Genomic DNA, 14,400 nt, shown 5'->3' on the forward strand with positions numbered 1-14,400 from the left:
CCCGGGTTTAGTTGACTCCTGACTTGAGAGGATTCATTCCTCGCAGGAAGGATGTTCCGGTGCCCAAGCACTATCCCGTCGAGGTCCGCCGCGATGTCGTCGCGGTGGCCCGGAAACACGAAGCCCCGCTGGCGCCGACGGTGCCTTCCTGGTCTTGGACACACAGCTGCTCACCGAGCAGTTTGAGGTGAAGAAGCGTGGCTGAGGTCTCACCCCGCCGGCGCCGCGAGGTCATCGACGCCCTGCGACGCGGCACCGTCCCGGCCAACGGGTTGGACCTGCTCGCCGTCGGTCTGGACCGGTTCCAGCAGGCCGTCGCGGAGGAGCTGGACACCGTCGCCGGCGGTGGTGCCGTGGTCAAGGCGGTCCGTGGCGAGTACGGCACCGGCAAGACGTTTTACACGCGCCATCTCGCGGAGAAGGCCCTCCAGCGGGGGTTCGCCGCCGCCGAGGTGCAGATCTCCGAGACCGAGACGCCGCTGCACAAGCTGGAGACCGTCTACCGCAGGATCACCGAATCGCTGCGGACCGCGTCCGTGGCGCCCAGCGCGTTCCGGTCCGTGTTGGATGCGTGGTTGTTCACCCTTGAGGACGATGCGATTGCGGCCGATCCTTCCTTGGGCTCGGGTACTCCCGAGGCCTTGGCTGCAGCCACGGACGAGCTGTTGGACCGGCGCCTGGCGGAGGTCAGCTCGAAGACGCCGGCGTTTGCCCAGGCGCTGCGCGGTTACCGGTCCGCAGTGGCCGCGGGCGATGCGGCGACCGCTGACGGGTTGGCGGCCTGGCTCGGCGGGCAGCCGCACGTGGGGGCCGCGGCCAAGCGCGGGGCGGGTGTGCGTGGGGATCTGGATCACTTCGGGGCCTTGGGGTTCCTGCAGGGGCTGCTGTTGATCCTGCGCGATGCCGGGCACCCTGGCCTGCTGGTGGTGCTCGACGAGGTGGAGACGCTGCAGCGGATGCGCTCCGACGTGCGGGACAAGGCACTCAACGCGTTGCGCCAACTCATGGACGAGGTGGATTCCGGGCGGTTCCCGGGGCTGTATCTGGTGCTGACCGGGACGCCGGCGTTCTTCGACGGTCCATCCGGGGTGCCGCGGTTGGCACCGCTGGCCCAGCGGCTGTCCACCGATTTCGGGACGGACGCACGCTTCGACAACCCCCGGGCCGTGCAGATCCGGCTGGCGGGATTCGACCGCGCGTCGTTGGAGACGCTGGGTGGCAAGGTCCGGGACCTGTACGTCGATGGAGCTTCTGGGGCCGAACGTGTCAGGTTGCTGGTGGACGATGCTTACATCGCGGATCTGGCCGCGGCCGTGGCCGGCGGATTGGGCGGGAAGGTCGGCATTGCACCGCGGATCTTCCTGAAGAAGCTGGTCGGCGACGTGCTGGACCGGGTGGACCAGTTCGAGGACTTCGATCCTCGGCTCCACTACGCGTTGACGCTGTCCAGGGAGGAGCTGAGCCCGGAGGAACGCAACGCCGCCGGTGGTTCCGTCATGGGCGGTGCGGGCGGCTTCGCGGCGACCGCCGACGACGTCGAACTAAACCTGTGAGCACAACGGCAGCGGGGTTCGATGCCCTGAACGCGGTGGTCCAGCACCACGTCGCCAACACGCTGGGGTGGGGTGGCCTCCGTCCGCTGCAGTCCGAGGCCATCGGGCCGGTGTTGCGGGGCGATGATGCGCTCTTGCTGGCACCCACGGCGGGCGGCAAGACCGAGGCAGTGATGTTCCCCCTGTTGACCCGCATGACCGACGAGGCCTGGAGCGGGACGTCGGTTCTCTACGTCTGCCCGCTGCGGGCGCTGCTGAACAACCTGGAGCCTCGGGTGGCGTCCTATGCCGGATGGCTGGGACGGACCGCCTCCGTGCGCCACGGGGACACCACGGCCGGAGCCCGGAAAAGGCAGATTTTCGAGCGACCGGACATCCTGCTGACGACGCCCGAGTCGCTCGAATCGATGCTCGTGTCCACCCTGGCCAACCCGCGCGCCCTGTTTGCCGACGTCCGTGCGATCGTGGTGGACGAGGTCCATGCGTTCGCGGGAGACGACCGCGGCTGGCACCTGCTGGGGGTGTTGGAACGGATCTCGCGGCTGGCGGGCCGGCCGCTCCAGCGCATCGGGCTTTCCGCCACGGTCGGGAACGCACCGGAGCTGCTGGAATGGCTGCAGGGAAGCAACCATGCTCGCGGCGTCCGGGCAACCGTAGTGTCGCCCGATGGCGGGGCTGCGGCTGTACCGGAACTGCAGCTCGACTTCGTGGGCAGCGACCTCAATGCCGCGAAAGTGATCTCTGCCCTGCACCAGGGCGAAAAGAGGCTGGTGTTCGCGGACTCGCGACGGACGGTCGAAAAGGTTTCCCTAGGACTGCGCGAGTTGCATACCGCGACCTTCGTGTCGCACTCCTCGCTGTCCATCGATGCGCGGCGCCAGGCCGAAACGGCGTTTGCGGAGGCACGGGATTGCGTCATCGTCTCCACGTCCACGCTGGAGCTCGGAATCGACGTAGGCGACCTCGACCGGGTGGTTCAGATCGGCGCCCCACGGACTGTGGCTTCCTTGCTGCAGCGGCTAGGCCGGACCGGTCGGCGGCCGGGGACCTCACGGAACATGCTGTTCCTGTCCACCGACGACGCGCAGTTCCTTCGTGCTTGCGGACTCTTGCTGTTGTGGTCCGAGGGATACGTCGAGCCGGTGGTTCCCCCGGCGTCGCCCTTGCACGTGGCTGCGCAGCAGTTGCTCGGCCTTACGTTGCAAGAGCGGCGGGTTGGGTCTGCCACCTGGCAGGAATGGTTCTCCGGGCTCGAGCTAGCCACAGCGGACCAGTGGCAGGAAATCGCCGACTGGCTGGTGGAAACCGGGCACCTCGATTCGGACCAGGGCATGCTGTTCATGGGACCCGAGGCCGAGCGCAAGTACGGCGGGATCCATTACCGGGACCTCATGGCCGTGTTCACCGCAGACCCACAGGTGGTAATCCTGCACGGGCGCGAAGACATCGGCTCGGTCGATCCAATGCTGCTCCAACGGAAGGTGGAGGGACCCCGTCTCCTGACCTTGGGCGGCAGGGCCTGGCAGGTGAACTACATCGACTGGAAGCGACACCGCGCCTATGTGGAACCGTCCCCCACCGCGGCCGACTCCAAGTGGTCGAGCATGCCGCAGCCGGAGTTGTTCGCGCTCAGCGACGCGACCCGGAGGGTCTTGCTCGGAGCCGATCTGTCCGGTGTTCTGCTGTCCAAGCGCGCCTTGGCGAAGCTCGAGGAGCTCCGCGAGGAATATGCGCACCGGGTTGAGGACGTTACCACCGTGCTGGTCCGAGAGGGCACCGGACGGTTGCGGTGGTGGACCTGGGCGGGCGCCAGAGCCAATGCAGTGCTCGTGTCAGCCCTGCTCGAAGTGGCTCCCGAACTGCTCGACGAAACCCGTGCCTACAACAACTGGCAGATCGGTCTCCGGGGCGATGCGACGGCCGGGACGCTGGGCAGCGCCCTTCGAGAGATCCGAGACTTGCTACGCACCGACCCGAGCCGTTGCCTGCCACAGGTCGACGCCCGCGCGCTGAAGGCCTTGAAGTTCTCCGAGCTCCTGCCCATCGCTTTGGCTATCAGCACCATGGCAGACCGGAGCGGAGAGCCGGAGGCGGCTGCACACAAAGCTGCCCAGCCTGTGTCCTCCAACCAGTAGTTGCAAGGTACTCGCCGCAGGACAAAGCTTTTGGCGGTGAAGGTGTAAAAGAGCAGGGCAGACGTTATGAGAATGATGTCAAGTATCAACATGATGTTCTCCCGTCGACTAGGTGTTATTCGACAAGCCACCCGAATAGATGAATGTTGGCGCCCCGCCCGCGGGTAGTTTCAAGGCGGTTGACTACGAAACCTCCTGGCGTAGAGAGACCAAACGCTGGATGTATTTGATTGCGGCAGCAACAAGGCTGCCAGCCTCCGAATGGGAAGCTGGCACCCTTGGGAAAAGGGGGTGAAGCAGGATTTAGAAGTCCCAGTCCTCGTCCTCTGTGCTCATTGCTTCTGTCTAAGCGGCTTCAATTGCCCGAATCGTTGCCTCAATGGCTTCGTTCGGGTTCAGTCCGTTCAACGAAGTTCCAAGGTTTGTCACTCGACGGAATGATGAACCGTTGATCGAGCGTTTGGCCACAGCCTTGCCACTCGCAACGTTCAGCTTCCAAAGTCGCTTATCCCGTGGATCCTTCGATTCTCCCGCCCATTCACCTTGACTCGGGTCGTAACTCCAATAAATCTTTGGAATTGATCTTTCAACCGCTTCACACAGTTCTATCGAAGATGCAAACCTCTTACCAGGATCGACATTAAGAGATTTCAACAAAGCCCGTTTCAATTTGGCCGTAATATACGGCGGCCAAACACGTCGGTCAGGGAAGCGTCCTTCCTTTGTCGCAGTACGCAATGCCAAACCCGGATTCGGACCCGTCGCAACACTGCGAATTTGCCTCTGCCATTCGTCCTCGCCATTCAAAATTCGATACGCAAGACAACCCAATGCGTAAATATCACCTGCCTGCGAATCCACAAAATCAGATTCTGGCGTCAGAGTCGGGGTGTATGCGATGCTTCCGTGTTCTGGATGGGTGCCTTCCATAAGAGCCAAGCCGAAATCGCCAAGTTTTACATCACCCTGAGCATCAATCAACACGTTTGCAGGCTTAATGTCCCGATGAAGAACTCCCTTTCCATGCAAATGCGCTAGACCACGACAGATATCTGGGAACCAGGAATAGAATTCCTTCATCGGAACTGGGCCGGCTGCGCAGGCACTTTCAACAGTTCCATTTTTCATGTATTCGGTACGAATCACGAACTCGTCGCCATAGCGAGATGCGCTGAACACCTTTACCGTATACCTCGACTCACTCGCGACCATCAATTTTGCTTCATCGAGATTATCTTGGAACCCAGATCGGCCCAAAGGGATGTACTTGGTGGCATAGACACGATCTGTATATGAGTCGAATTCTTTCCAGACCTCGCCAAAATGCCCTTTGCCTAGCAACTCCAACTTGGTATACAAGTTACTCCCTATACGTTTGCCATCAATGCAGCAGCCATCGCTTCGTCCAGATACTTCGGCATCGAGTGGTGCTCTCTGAGTTCCATTAATAACGGAATCATAGAGATATCGGCGCCCTTCTTAACACCAAGCCTCGTAGCGATCACCCTCTTCTTTGCGGAGGTAACTTCGAACTTCAATGACGCAAGTGACGCGAGCACCACACCTTCTACTTGCGCGCGGAACAGGACAGATTCAGTTCCGTTCTGTGACAGCGAACCTTGGACGACACAAATCGACGTGACTTCAAAGTTTTCAAAAGTTTCCTGGACATAGGTATATACCCACGCCAGTTCCCTTTCACGATTTCCAAAACTTGGGATCATGACTTTCTTACTGGCCTTTACTTGCAGCCCTTGTGAGTCATCAGCCTCCAGCAGTACCCAGCAAAGTTCACTTTTTGCGGGCACCAGACCCAAGAAATGGGTCACTAGAAGTCCCAGTCCTCGTCTTCCGTGTTCACGGCCTTGCCGATCACGTAGGAGGAACCCGAACCGGAGAAGAAATCGTGGTTCTCGTCGGCGTTCGGGCTCAATGCCGAAAGGATCGCCGGGTTCACGTCGGTGACCGACGCCGGGAACATGGCTTCGTAGCCCAGGTTCATCAGTGCCTTGTTGGCGTTGTAATGCAGGAACTTCTTGACGTCCTCGGCCAGGCCGACTCCGTCGTAGAGGTCGTGGGTGTACTGGACTTCGTTTTCGTAGAGCTCGAACATGAGCTCAAAGGTGTAATCCTTCAGCTCCTGCTTGCGCTCTTCCGAAACCTTTTCAAGCCCCTTCTGGAACTTATAGCCAATGTAGTAACCGTGCACGGCCTCGTCGCGAATGATCAAACGGATCAGGTCTGCAGTGTTTGTCAGCTTGGCGCGGGAAGACCAGTACATCGGCAGGTAGAAGCCGGAGTAGAACAGGAACGACTCGAGCAGGGTCGAGGCGATCTTGCGCTTCAGCGGATCTTCGCCGTAGTAGTAGCCCTCGATGATCTGCGCCTTCTTCTGCAGGTTCTCGTTCTCGGTGGACCAGCGGAAAGCTTCGTCGATGTCCTTGGTCGAGGCAAGGGTCGAGAAGATCGAGGAGTAGCTCTTGGCGTGCACCGACTCCATGAAGGCGATGTTGGTGTAGACAGCTTCCTCGTGCGGGGTGATCGCATCGGGAATCAGCGAGACGGCGCCGACGGTGCCCTGCAGGGTGTCCAACAGGGTCAGGCCGGTGAAGACCCGCATGGTCAGGAGCTTCTCGGCCTCGGTGAGAGTGTTCCACGACTGGACGTCGTTGGACAGCGGAATCTTCTCCGGCAGCCAGAAGTTGTTGACCAGTCGGTTCCACACCTCGACGTCCTTGTCATCCTGGATGCGGTTCCAGTTGATGGCTTCGACGTGGCTGGCCAGCTTCAGCTTCTCAGTCATTTCCGTCCCTCTTCTTACTAAAGTTTTTGGTTGTTACGGGTGCGCGTACGACGGCGGGTGGGCACCCGCCGCCGTACGCATTCGGTAGTTAGGTTATCGCGACCTGGCAACCGGTGGTGAAACGGCAGCGCTTAGAGCGCGCAGGAAACGCAGCCTTCGACTTCGGTCCCCTCAAGTGCCATCTGGCGCAGGCGGATGTAGTAGAGCGTCTTGATGCCCTTCTTCCATGCGTAGATCTGTGCCTTGTTGATGTCGCGGGTGGTGGCGGTGTCCTTGAAGAACAAGGTCAGGGACAGGCCCTGGTCCACGTGCTGCGTGGCAACCGCGTAGGTGTCGATGACCTTTTCGTAACCAATTTCGTACGCATCCTGGTAGTACTCCAGGTTGTCGTTGTCCAGGTACGGGGCCGGGTAGTACACGCGGCCGATCTTGCCTTCCTTGCGGATCTCGATCTTCGCTGCCACCGGGTGGATGGACGAAGTCGAGTTGTTGATGTAGGAGATCGAGCCGGTCGGCGGGACAGCCTGCAGGTTCTGGTTGTAGATGCCGTGTTCCATGACGGAGGCCTTCAGCGCACGCCAGTCGTCCTGGGTCGGGATGTCGATCCCGGCAAAGAGCTCACGCACACGCTCGGTGGCCGGAACCCATTCCTGGTCCGTGTACTTGTCGAAGTACTCGCCCGAGGCGTACTTCGAATCCGCGAAGCCGTCGAAGGCCTCTCCGGTTTCGATGGCCAGCAGGTTCGAGGCGCGCAGCGCGTGGAACACCACGGTGTAGAAGTAGATGTTGGTGAAGTCCAACCCCTCTTCGGAACCGTAGTGGACGCGTTCACGAGCCAGGTAGCCGTGCAGGTTCATCTGTCCCAGGCCGATGGCGTGGGTCTTGGCGTTGCCTTGGGCAATCGAAGGAACCGAGTTGATGTAGGACATGTCGGAGACGGCCGAAAGCGCGCGGATCGCGGTTTCGATCGAGGCACCGAGGTTCTTGCCGTCCATGGCCTTGGCAATGTTCATCGAACCGAGGTTGCAGGAGATGTCCTTGCCAACGGTCTTGTAACCGAGGTCTTCGTTGTACTCCGAGGGAGTCGAAACCTGCAGGATCTCCGAGCATAGGTTGCTCATCGAGATCTTGCCCTTGATCGGGTTGGCGCGGTTTACCGTGTCCTCGAACATGATGTACGGGTAACCGGACTCGAACTGGATCTCCGCCAGGGTCTGGAAGAATTCGCGTGCGTTGATCTTGGTCTTCTTGATGCGCGCATCATCGACCATCTCGTAGTACTTCTCCGTGACGAAGATGTCGCTGAACGGAACGCCGTAGACCCGCTCTACGTCATAGGGCGAGAAGAGGTACATGTCCTCGTTCTTGCGGGCCAATTCGAAGGTGATGTCAGGAACCACAACACCCAGGGAAAGGGTCTTGATGCGGATCTTTTCATCCGCGTTCTCACGCTTGGTGTCAAGGAAGCGCAGGATGTCCGGGTGGTGCGCGTTGAGGTACACGGCACCGGCGCCCTGGCGCGCGCCAAGCTGGTTGGCGTAGGAGAAGCTGTCTTCGAGAAGCTTCATCACGGGGATGACACCGGAGGACTGGTTCTCGATCTGCTTGATCGGGGCGCCGTGCTCGCGGACGTTGGTCAGCGAGAGGGCAACGCCGCCGCCGCGCTTGGAAAGCTGCAGCGAGGAATTGATGCCGCGGGAGATCGACTCCATGTTGTCTTCGATGCGAAGCAGGAAGCAGGAAACGAGCTCGCCGCGCTGGGCCTTGCCGGCGTTCAGGAACGTCGGGGTGGCGGGCTGGAACCGTCCCTCGATGATCTCGTTGACCAGGGAGACTGCCATCTCTTCGTTGCCGCGGGCAAGGTGCAGTGCAACCATGCAGACGCGGTCTTCGTAGCGCTCGAGGTAACGCTTGCCGTCAAAGGTCTTGAGCGTGTACGAAGTGTAGAACTTGAAGGCACCAAGGAAGGTCTCAAAGCGGAACTTCTTGGCGTAGGCACCGCGGTAGAGGTCGCGGATGAAGTTCATGGTGTACTGGTCGAGCGTCTCGCGCTCGTAGTATTCGTGCTTGACCAGGTATTCGAGCTTCTCGTCCAGGTCGTGGAAGAACACGGTGTTGTTGTTCACGTGCTCCAAGAAGTACTGGCGTGCGGCGGCACGGTCGGCCTCGAACTGGATGCGTCCATCTGACCCGTAAAGGTTCAGCATGGCATTCAGCTCGTGGTAACCCAGGCCCTGAAAAGCGGCCGGCAATTCCTTAGAATCCTGCTTCATTTCAGGTACTGCGACTTTCGTGTCCAAAAGACTTCCAATCCTTCGCGAACTCGGGTCACATCTTCTGGAGTGCCCATGAGCTCAAATTTATATAGAAGCGGAACGTTGCATTTGGCTGCGATCTTGATTGCGGCCAAGCAATATGTGGTTCCAAAGTTTGTGTTTCCGGCACCTAATACGCCTCGTAATAGGTTTCGGTTGCGCGTGTCGTTGAGGAACTTGACGACCTGCGGCGGGATCGATCGTTCGCCCTTTTCGCCTCCATAGGTGGGAAGCAGAAGCACATACGGCTCATTCGCCACCAAGCTTGGTTCGTGGTTCAGCAACGGTATGCGAGCGCAATCCAGTTCCAGTTTCTCCGCGAACCTGTGGGTATATCCGGAGGCCGATGAGAAATAGATCAAATTGCTTTTGGTAAGTACCTCTGCCGGAACGGCGTGATCATGCATTGGTGATGTCGCCAACGATGAAGCAGGCATTTTGATCGCCTCGAAGTTACTGGAATCGGTAAGGCTGGAGGAGGCTGGTTAGGCCACGGAGGAGCTCAGGTCCAGGGCAAGCTCTTCAATCTTGTCCGGTCGGAAGCCCGACCAGTGATCAGCGTCGGTGATGACAACAGGTGCCTGCATGTAGCCCAAAGCGCGAACGCGCTCCAAGGCAGCGGGATCCTGCGAAATGTCAACGCTCTGGTAGACGATGCCCTTCTTATCAAGAGCTCGGTAGGTTGCGTTGCACTGTACGCATGCTGGCTTCGTGTAAACCGTGACGGTCATATCCGTAAATCCCCTCGTGCAAAAATCTGTGTATGTGATGTGGCTGGCTCCCTATGCGCACTCCCCATGGGGAAGGAACATATGAACGTTTTGCCTCAAGGGCAGTTAGGCCCTCGAGAGGCGGGGATTCGTACATTTCTCCGTATTCCGGAAGTTCACGCACTAGGCCTCACCAGCTAATTCAATACTACATCTAGTGGGGGTCCGGGGGTTAGACCCCAACATGATGTATTACACCCCTGTCATTTGACCCACCGCCTGTCCACAAGCACTGTGGATAAAAAGCAGGCCATAATCCGCATGAATCCAACGAAATCGAAAATCTATCCACACCCTGTGGAGCAATTGACCACAGATTAAAGAACTGGCGTGTCGTTCAGCACGGCGTGTCGAGCTCTCAGCTCGAAACCACAAGATGTAGCCCGACAGCATGAACCGTAGCACTACGGGTGGTATGCGACGCCACCAAACACCGCACTTTCCCCCACAAAATTGGTGCAGGTGTGCAAGTCGCCCCGATTGGACAAAACGCCGGATGCAAGAGCGGCATTCCGAAGGGCCCTCGCTCTGAGATTCGGCCCTCCGGCCCGCACAAACCGCGGCGCTCGGATCGGCACCAACAACCTGCTGGCGGGAACATCCCGACACAGGCGACAAATGGCTGGCGGGCCAGACCCTGGGTCCGACCGCGTAGCGCCTCTCCCCTATCGGAGGGCCCATCCACCGGCCCGGAACTCGCATTCAAAGATCCAGCGCCAGCACAATATTCTGATCCATGCCGCGGCCCTCAAGTACATTTAGACCGAATTCTTCCAGGTTGCGGCGAAATCAACGGGCCTAGTAGCCGCATGAAAAATCGGGGTCGCTGCCGGGGACCACGGTGTTTCCAACGGAGCCGAAGGCCAATTGGGAATTGATGGCCACGGCGGCAACCGAGGGCTGGTCCAATTCACTTGGGAGGTCCGGGCGCATGAGTATCGTGGCCTACTCCGTGGCTGGCCTGGCAGTGGCCGACTCAACCTCGGCGACGCCGAGCCAACTAGTGGCGGACAGGCAGCATCCGTGCGCCGAAGATCCCCTGTCCCACGCGGACCACTGTCGCACCCTCTTCAATGGCCAGTTCGAAGTCTCCGCTCATTCCCATGGACAGTTCCTCAATTTTCATTCCGGCCGGGGCACTCTCGCGCAACATGTCCCGAAGTTCTCGCAGCCGCACGAAACATGCGCGAACCGCCTCTTTGTCTTCGCTGAACAGCGCGAGGGTCATCAGGCCCTTGACGTGGAGACGGTCAAACTGCGGCAATTGATCCACGAAATCCTGGACGTCGTCCGGAGCGAGGCCAGACTTGCTTTCCTCGTCGGACGTATTCACTTGGACAAAGACATCAAGCTGGCGGTCTTCCGCTTCAAGACGGCGCTGCAGGGCCTCAGCCTGGCGCAAGCTGTCCAGCGCCTGGAATTCGTCCGCAAACTTCGCCACGAATTTTGCCTTGTTGGATTGCAGGCTTCCGATGACAGAGAACCTCAATCCCGGAATATCCGCAAGGATCTCGGCCTTGCGCGCGACTTCCTGAACCTTGTTTTCCCCCAGGAAGTCCATCCCTGCCGCGATCGCCATGCGAAGTCGGTCCTCGGGCACGGTCTTGCTTACTGGCAACAACCGGATGGTGGCAGGGTCTCGCCCGGCCTTTCGTGCAGCAGCTTCAATGCGCGATTTGATGGAGGCAAGATTGTGCTCGAAATCCTCGATGGAGTTGGCCTGAGCGGCGGCCGGATTGGATATGTTTAGCGGCTGTGTCATGGAGGAGGAAATATCTTTCACGATGAGGAACTTCGAAGGCATGGCACATCACTCCGGATGGCCAGTGCACCACCGCCAACATAGCATGTCCCACTCAGTGCCTAGTCACGCTCGGTCGCCCTCCCTCCGGCGTCAGGTATAACCCCTATTTCGGGTACTTCAGCCGGGCCGGGAGCCAACCGACGTGCCAAGTAGCGCGCGTCGCGACCTGCCCCGCCGATGATGCCGGACGTCAACCCGTATTGGAATGGGATGCCGAGGAACCCCAGTCCGGGAATTTCGGCGCTGATGCCCCTATGGTGGAACGGATAGCCATGCTCGTCCGTTCGGAGCCCCTCAATCCATGAATAGTCTGGGCGGTACCCGGTCGCCCAAATGATCGTGGATGCCTCGATCGGGGTTCCGTCCTGGGCCACCATCACGCCATCGCGCACCGCATCGACGCGCCCGGCTCGTGTGACGCCGGCCGATTCAACATCCTGGGTGGACACCCGAATCAGGGGCGCACCTCGGGTGAAGATTCTCTGGGCAACCTTGCGCCCCGCCGGCGTCGACCTCGTCAGAAGCCTGTGGACCAGGAACCAATACAGCGCGGGTGCGTATCGAATGAGTCCTTCCGGGACGTGGGGTGTGGGCCTCCCGCAAATGGTTACCTCGTGGCTAGATGCCAGCTCGCAGGCGATCTGGGCACCGGAAGTCCCGAATCCGACCACTGCGACCGGGCCGTCCGGAATCAGGGCCGGGTTCCGATAATCGCTCGAATGCAGTTGGCTTGTATCCTCGGAAATTTGCTTGGCCAGCTCCGGAATCTTGGGAACCTGGTGCACGCCCGTGGCCACAACCACGCGACTGGAACTGAACGTGCCCATGGTTGTTTGCACGCTGAACTCGCCTTCGGCACCGACCTCCAGGTGATTGGCAGTCGTGGACGTTTGGATCGGCATCTCGAAGGCCGCGGCGTAGGACTGGAGGTAGTCGAAAACGGCACCGGCGGTGGGAAATGTTCCGCGCCTTGCCGGAAACTTGCGGCCGGGCAAGCCGTCATGGCCTGCCGGGGTGAAAAGCTCCAGGGATTCCCAGCGGGAGTTCCAACTGCTCCCCGGGGCAGGCCCGGCTTCAAGCATGAGGAAGCCTTCCCCTCTCACCGCCAATTCATGAGCCATGGCCAAACCACAGTGGCCTGCGCCAATGATGATGGTGGAATGATTCTGACTCCGGCTTTTCATGGCGGTCTCCTTGGTGCCGAAAACCTTGATGCGTGTATTGATTAGAATAATCTTCCAGTGACTTGAGCGCGATTCTTTTTGCATGGAATCTTCTCGTCCGAACAAGCCCAACCGAAGGGTGCTGCAGAGCGCCGAAACACGTTCGTTGATCATCTCAACTGCCCGGATCCTATGTTTGGAGCACGGCTTCGTTCCCACGACGATCGAGCGCCTGGCACGCGAATGCGGGGTCGCAATCCAGACGATCTACAACTCCGTGGGCAACAAGACGGAGATACTTTCCCGGATTATCGACCAGGCTGCGTCAGGGGAACATGCGCCAGCATCACCCCTGGAATTCCTAGCTGACGGGCTCGAGAACTCCGAGACACCTGCGGATATCGCCGTCGTGCTTTCCAGCTGGTTTACCGGTGTCAACGCACGCATGGCTCCCGTTCACAAGGTCCTGTCCAAAGCCGCCGCGGTGGATCCGGCCGCGGCCACCTTGCAACAGGCCCGCGATAGCCAACGCTTTGACCGCTATCTGGCGGTACCAGGCCTCCTGCGGGACCGCGGTGGACTGCAACGGAATCAATCCGACGAGGATGTCGCCGCACTCATTTGGAATACCAGCCACCCCCAGACGTACCGTTTCCTGGTCACTGAGCGAAGCTGGACGGCAGAGCGGTATCAGAGCTGGTGTTACACAACACTCTTGACCGCTTTTTCGTGATCGCTCCGCCAATCGGGCACCCGCGGGTCACAACAAAGCGCCACCTCTCCGTGGTGAACTGCTCCCCGAAAGTTGGACTGAATAATTCAGATCCTTACTTTCGGGGAGTTTTTCATGCGTCAAAATAGTTCATTGACCGCCGAGCAGCGGCTGGCTGCCGTCGATCTTTTCGAGCAGGGATTCGGGCATAAGGCGGTATCCTCAAGACTGAACGCCGGTGAACACGCCGTTCGTGGGCTCGAGAAACGGTTCAGGATTTGGGGTAGGGCAGCGTTGGAAAGCAAACCGACCAATCAGGTGTATTCCTTCGAGTTCAAGCTCGCGGTCGTCCGCCAGTTCCTCGACGGCGAGGCGACGCTGATGGAGCTTGCCCAACGACACCAGCTCAGCTCCCCGAACCTTCTCAGGACCTGGGTCAGGACCTACCGGGAACAGGGCGAGGACGGGCTGCGTCCCAAGGCCAAGGGCCGTCCCAAGACCGCTTCCGGCGCCGAACCGGGTGCACCCACCGAACTCGAGAAGCTGCGCCGCGAGAACCAGCGGCTGCAGGCCGAGGTTGCATACCTAAAAAAAGTTCGGGCCTTGAGGAACCAACCACCGCGCTGAAAATCAGCGCCGTGATCGCCCTCAAGGCCTCCCACCCCTTGCCCCTGCTCCTGGCCGCGGCAGGGCTGCCCCGCTCCACGTTCTTCCACCGCCAGGCCGCGCTCAAGGCACCGGACCGGCACGCGGAGCTCCGCGCCCGGATCCACGAGATCTTCACCAAGGCCATGGGCCGGTACGGGCACCGCCGCATCCACGCCGAACTCCTCGGCGGTGGGTGGCAGGTGGCGAAGAAGACCGTGCTGAAGCTGATGCGCGCCGAGGGCCTGGTCTGCAAGGTCCGCAGCAAGCGAAGGTATTCCTCCTACAAGGGCCAGATCGGCAAGGTCGCCGAAAACCTGCTGAAGCGCGAGTTCGACACCGAGGCACCGAACCTCAAGTGGGTGACCGACGTGACCGAATTCAAGATCGCCGAGCGCAAGGTCTACCTCTCGCCGGTGCTGGACCTGTTCGACCGCTCGATCGTTTCCTACTCGGTGTCGCAGTCCCCGACCGTGGCCTTCGCCAACCAATCGCTCAGC

General features: G+C 60.0%; 13 protein-coding genes. 5 read left to right on the top strand and 8 right to left on the bottom strand.

Annotated features, from left to right (window positions below; all coding sequences use genetic code 11):
• Positions 1-197: 197 nt before the first annotated feature.
• On the top strand, positions 198-1,553 hold the full coding sequence (gene brxD, locus ACLQ7E_RS14525) for a BREX system ATP-binding protein BrxD (RefSeq protein ID WP_411733288.1): 1,356 nt from the start codon (positions 198-200) through the stop codon (positions 1,551-1,553).
• Entirely contained in the window at positions 1,550-3,688 is a 2,139-nt protein-coding gene (locus tag ACLQ7E_RS14530) for a DEAD/DEAH box helicase (RefSeq protein WP_411733289.1), read from the top strand. The genes brxD and ACLQ7E_RS14530 overlap by 4 nt, the downstream gene beginning before the upstream one ends.
• A gap of 345 nt (positions 3,689-4,033) precedes the next feature.
• On the opposite strand, the gene ACLQ7E_RS14535 is transcribed toward ACLQ7E_RS14530, so the two are convergent.
• The 8 genes from ACLQ7E_RS14535 to ACLQ7E_RS14570 all read right to left on the bottom strand — a co-directional run bounded on the left by ACLQ7E_RS14535 (position 4,034) and on the right by ACLQ7E_RS14570 (position 12,564).
• Positions 4,034-5,047, bottom strand: a complete 1,014-nt coding sequence (locus ACLQ7E_RS14535) for a serine/threonine-protein kinase (RefSeq protein WP_411733290.1) — start codon at positions 5,045-5,047, stop codon at positions 4,034-4,036.
• Positions 5,048-5,055: 8 nt separating this feature from the next.
• Positions 5,056-5,517 (bottom strand): hypothetical protein, encoded by a 462-nt coding sequence (locus tag ACLQ7E_RS14540; RefSeq protein WP_411733291.1) that lies wholly within the window; start codon positions 5,515-5,517, stop codon positions 5,056-5,058.
• Positions 5,517-6,491, bottom strand: coding sequence for a class 1b ribonucleoside-diphosphate reductase subunit beta (gene nrdF, locus ACLQ7E_RS14545; RefSeq protein WP_411733292.1), 975 nt, complete (start codon positions 6,489-6,491; stop codon positions 5,517-5,519). The genes ACLQ7E_RS14540 and nrdF overlap by 1 nt, the downstream gene beginning before the upstream one ends.
• Positions 6,492-6,622: 131 nt before the next feature.
• Positions 6,623-8,764, bottom strand: a complete 2,142-nt coding sequence (nrdE, locus tag ACLQ7E_RS14550) for a class 1b ribonucleoside-diphosphate reductase subunit alpha (RefSeq protein WP_411733293.1) — start codon at positions 8,762-8,764, stop codon at positions 6,623-6,625.
• Complete coding sequence (gene nrdI / locus ACLQ7E_RS14555) at positions 8,761-9,243, bottom strand: class Ib ribonucleoside-diphosphate reductase assembly flavoprotein NrdI (protein ID WP_411733294.1); 483 nt, start codon at positions 9,241-9,243, stop codon at positions 8,761-8,763. Before nrdI ends, nrdE begins: the two co-directional genes overlap by 4 nt.
• A 48-nt stretch (positions 9,244-9,291) precedes the next feature.
• Entirely contained in the window at positions 9,292-9,537 is a 246-nt protein-coding gene (gene nrdH, locus ACLQ7E_RS14560) for a glutaredoxin-like protein NrdH (protein WP_411733295.1), read from the bottom strand.
• Between the two features lie 1,039 nt (positions 9,538-10,576).
• Entirely contained in the window at positions 10,577-11,380 is an 804-nt protein-coding gene (locus ACLQ7E_RS14565; protein WP_411733296.1) for a YggS family pyridoxal phosphate-dependent enzyme, read from the bottom strand.
• Positions 11,381-11,439: 59 nt separating this feature from the next.
• Complete coding sequence (locus ACLQ7E_RS14570; protein WP_411733297.1) at positions 11,440-12,564, bottom strand: flavin-containing monooxygenase; 1,125 nt, start codon at positions 12,562-12,564, stop codon at positions 11,440-11,442.
• An 82-nt stretch (positions 12,565-12,646) separates the two neighbouring features.
• Between ACLQ7E_RS14570 and ACLQ7E_RS14575 the strand changes: the two genes are divergently transcribed.
• The 3 genes from ACLQ7E_RS14575 to ACLQ7E_RS14585 all read left to right on the top strand — a co-directional run.
• On the top strand, positions 12,647-13,276 hold the full coding sequence (locus ACLQ7E_RS14575) for a TetR/AcrR family transcriptional regulator (RefSeq protein ID WP_411733298.1): 630 nt from the start codon (positions 12,647-12,649) through the stop codon (positions 13,274-13,276).
• A 114-nt stretch (positions 13,277-13,390) separates the two neighbouring features.
• Positions 13,391-13,882 (top strand): transposase, encoded by a 492-nt coding sequence (locus ACLQ7E_RS14580; RefSeq protein ID WP_411733299.1) that lies wholly within the window; start codon positions 13,391-13,393, stop codon positions 13,880-13,882.
• 11 nt (positions 13,883-13,893) lie between these two features.
• Positions 13,894-14,400: IS3 family transposase (locus ACLQ7E_RS14585; protein ID WP_411733300.1), on the top strand; the 507-nt coding region annotated here is incomplete at its 3' end.

The organism is Paeniglutamicibacter sp., from assembly GCF_046714615.1.
Taxonomy (GTDB): Bacteria; Actinomycetota; Actinomycetes; order Actinomycetales; family Micrococcaceae; genus Paeniglutamicibacter.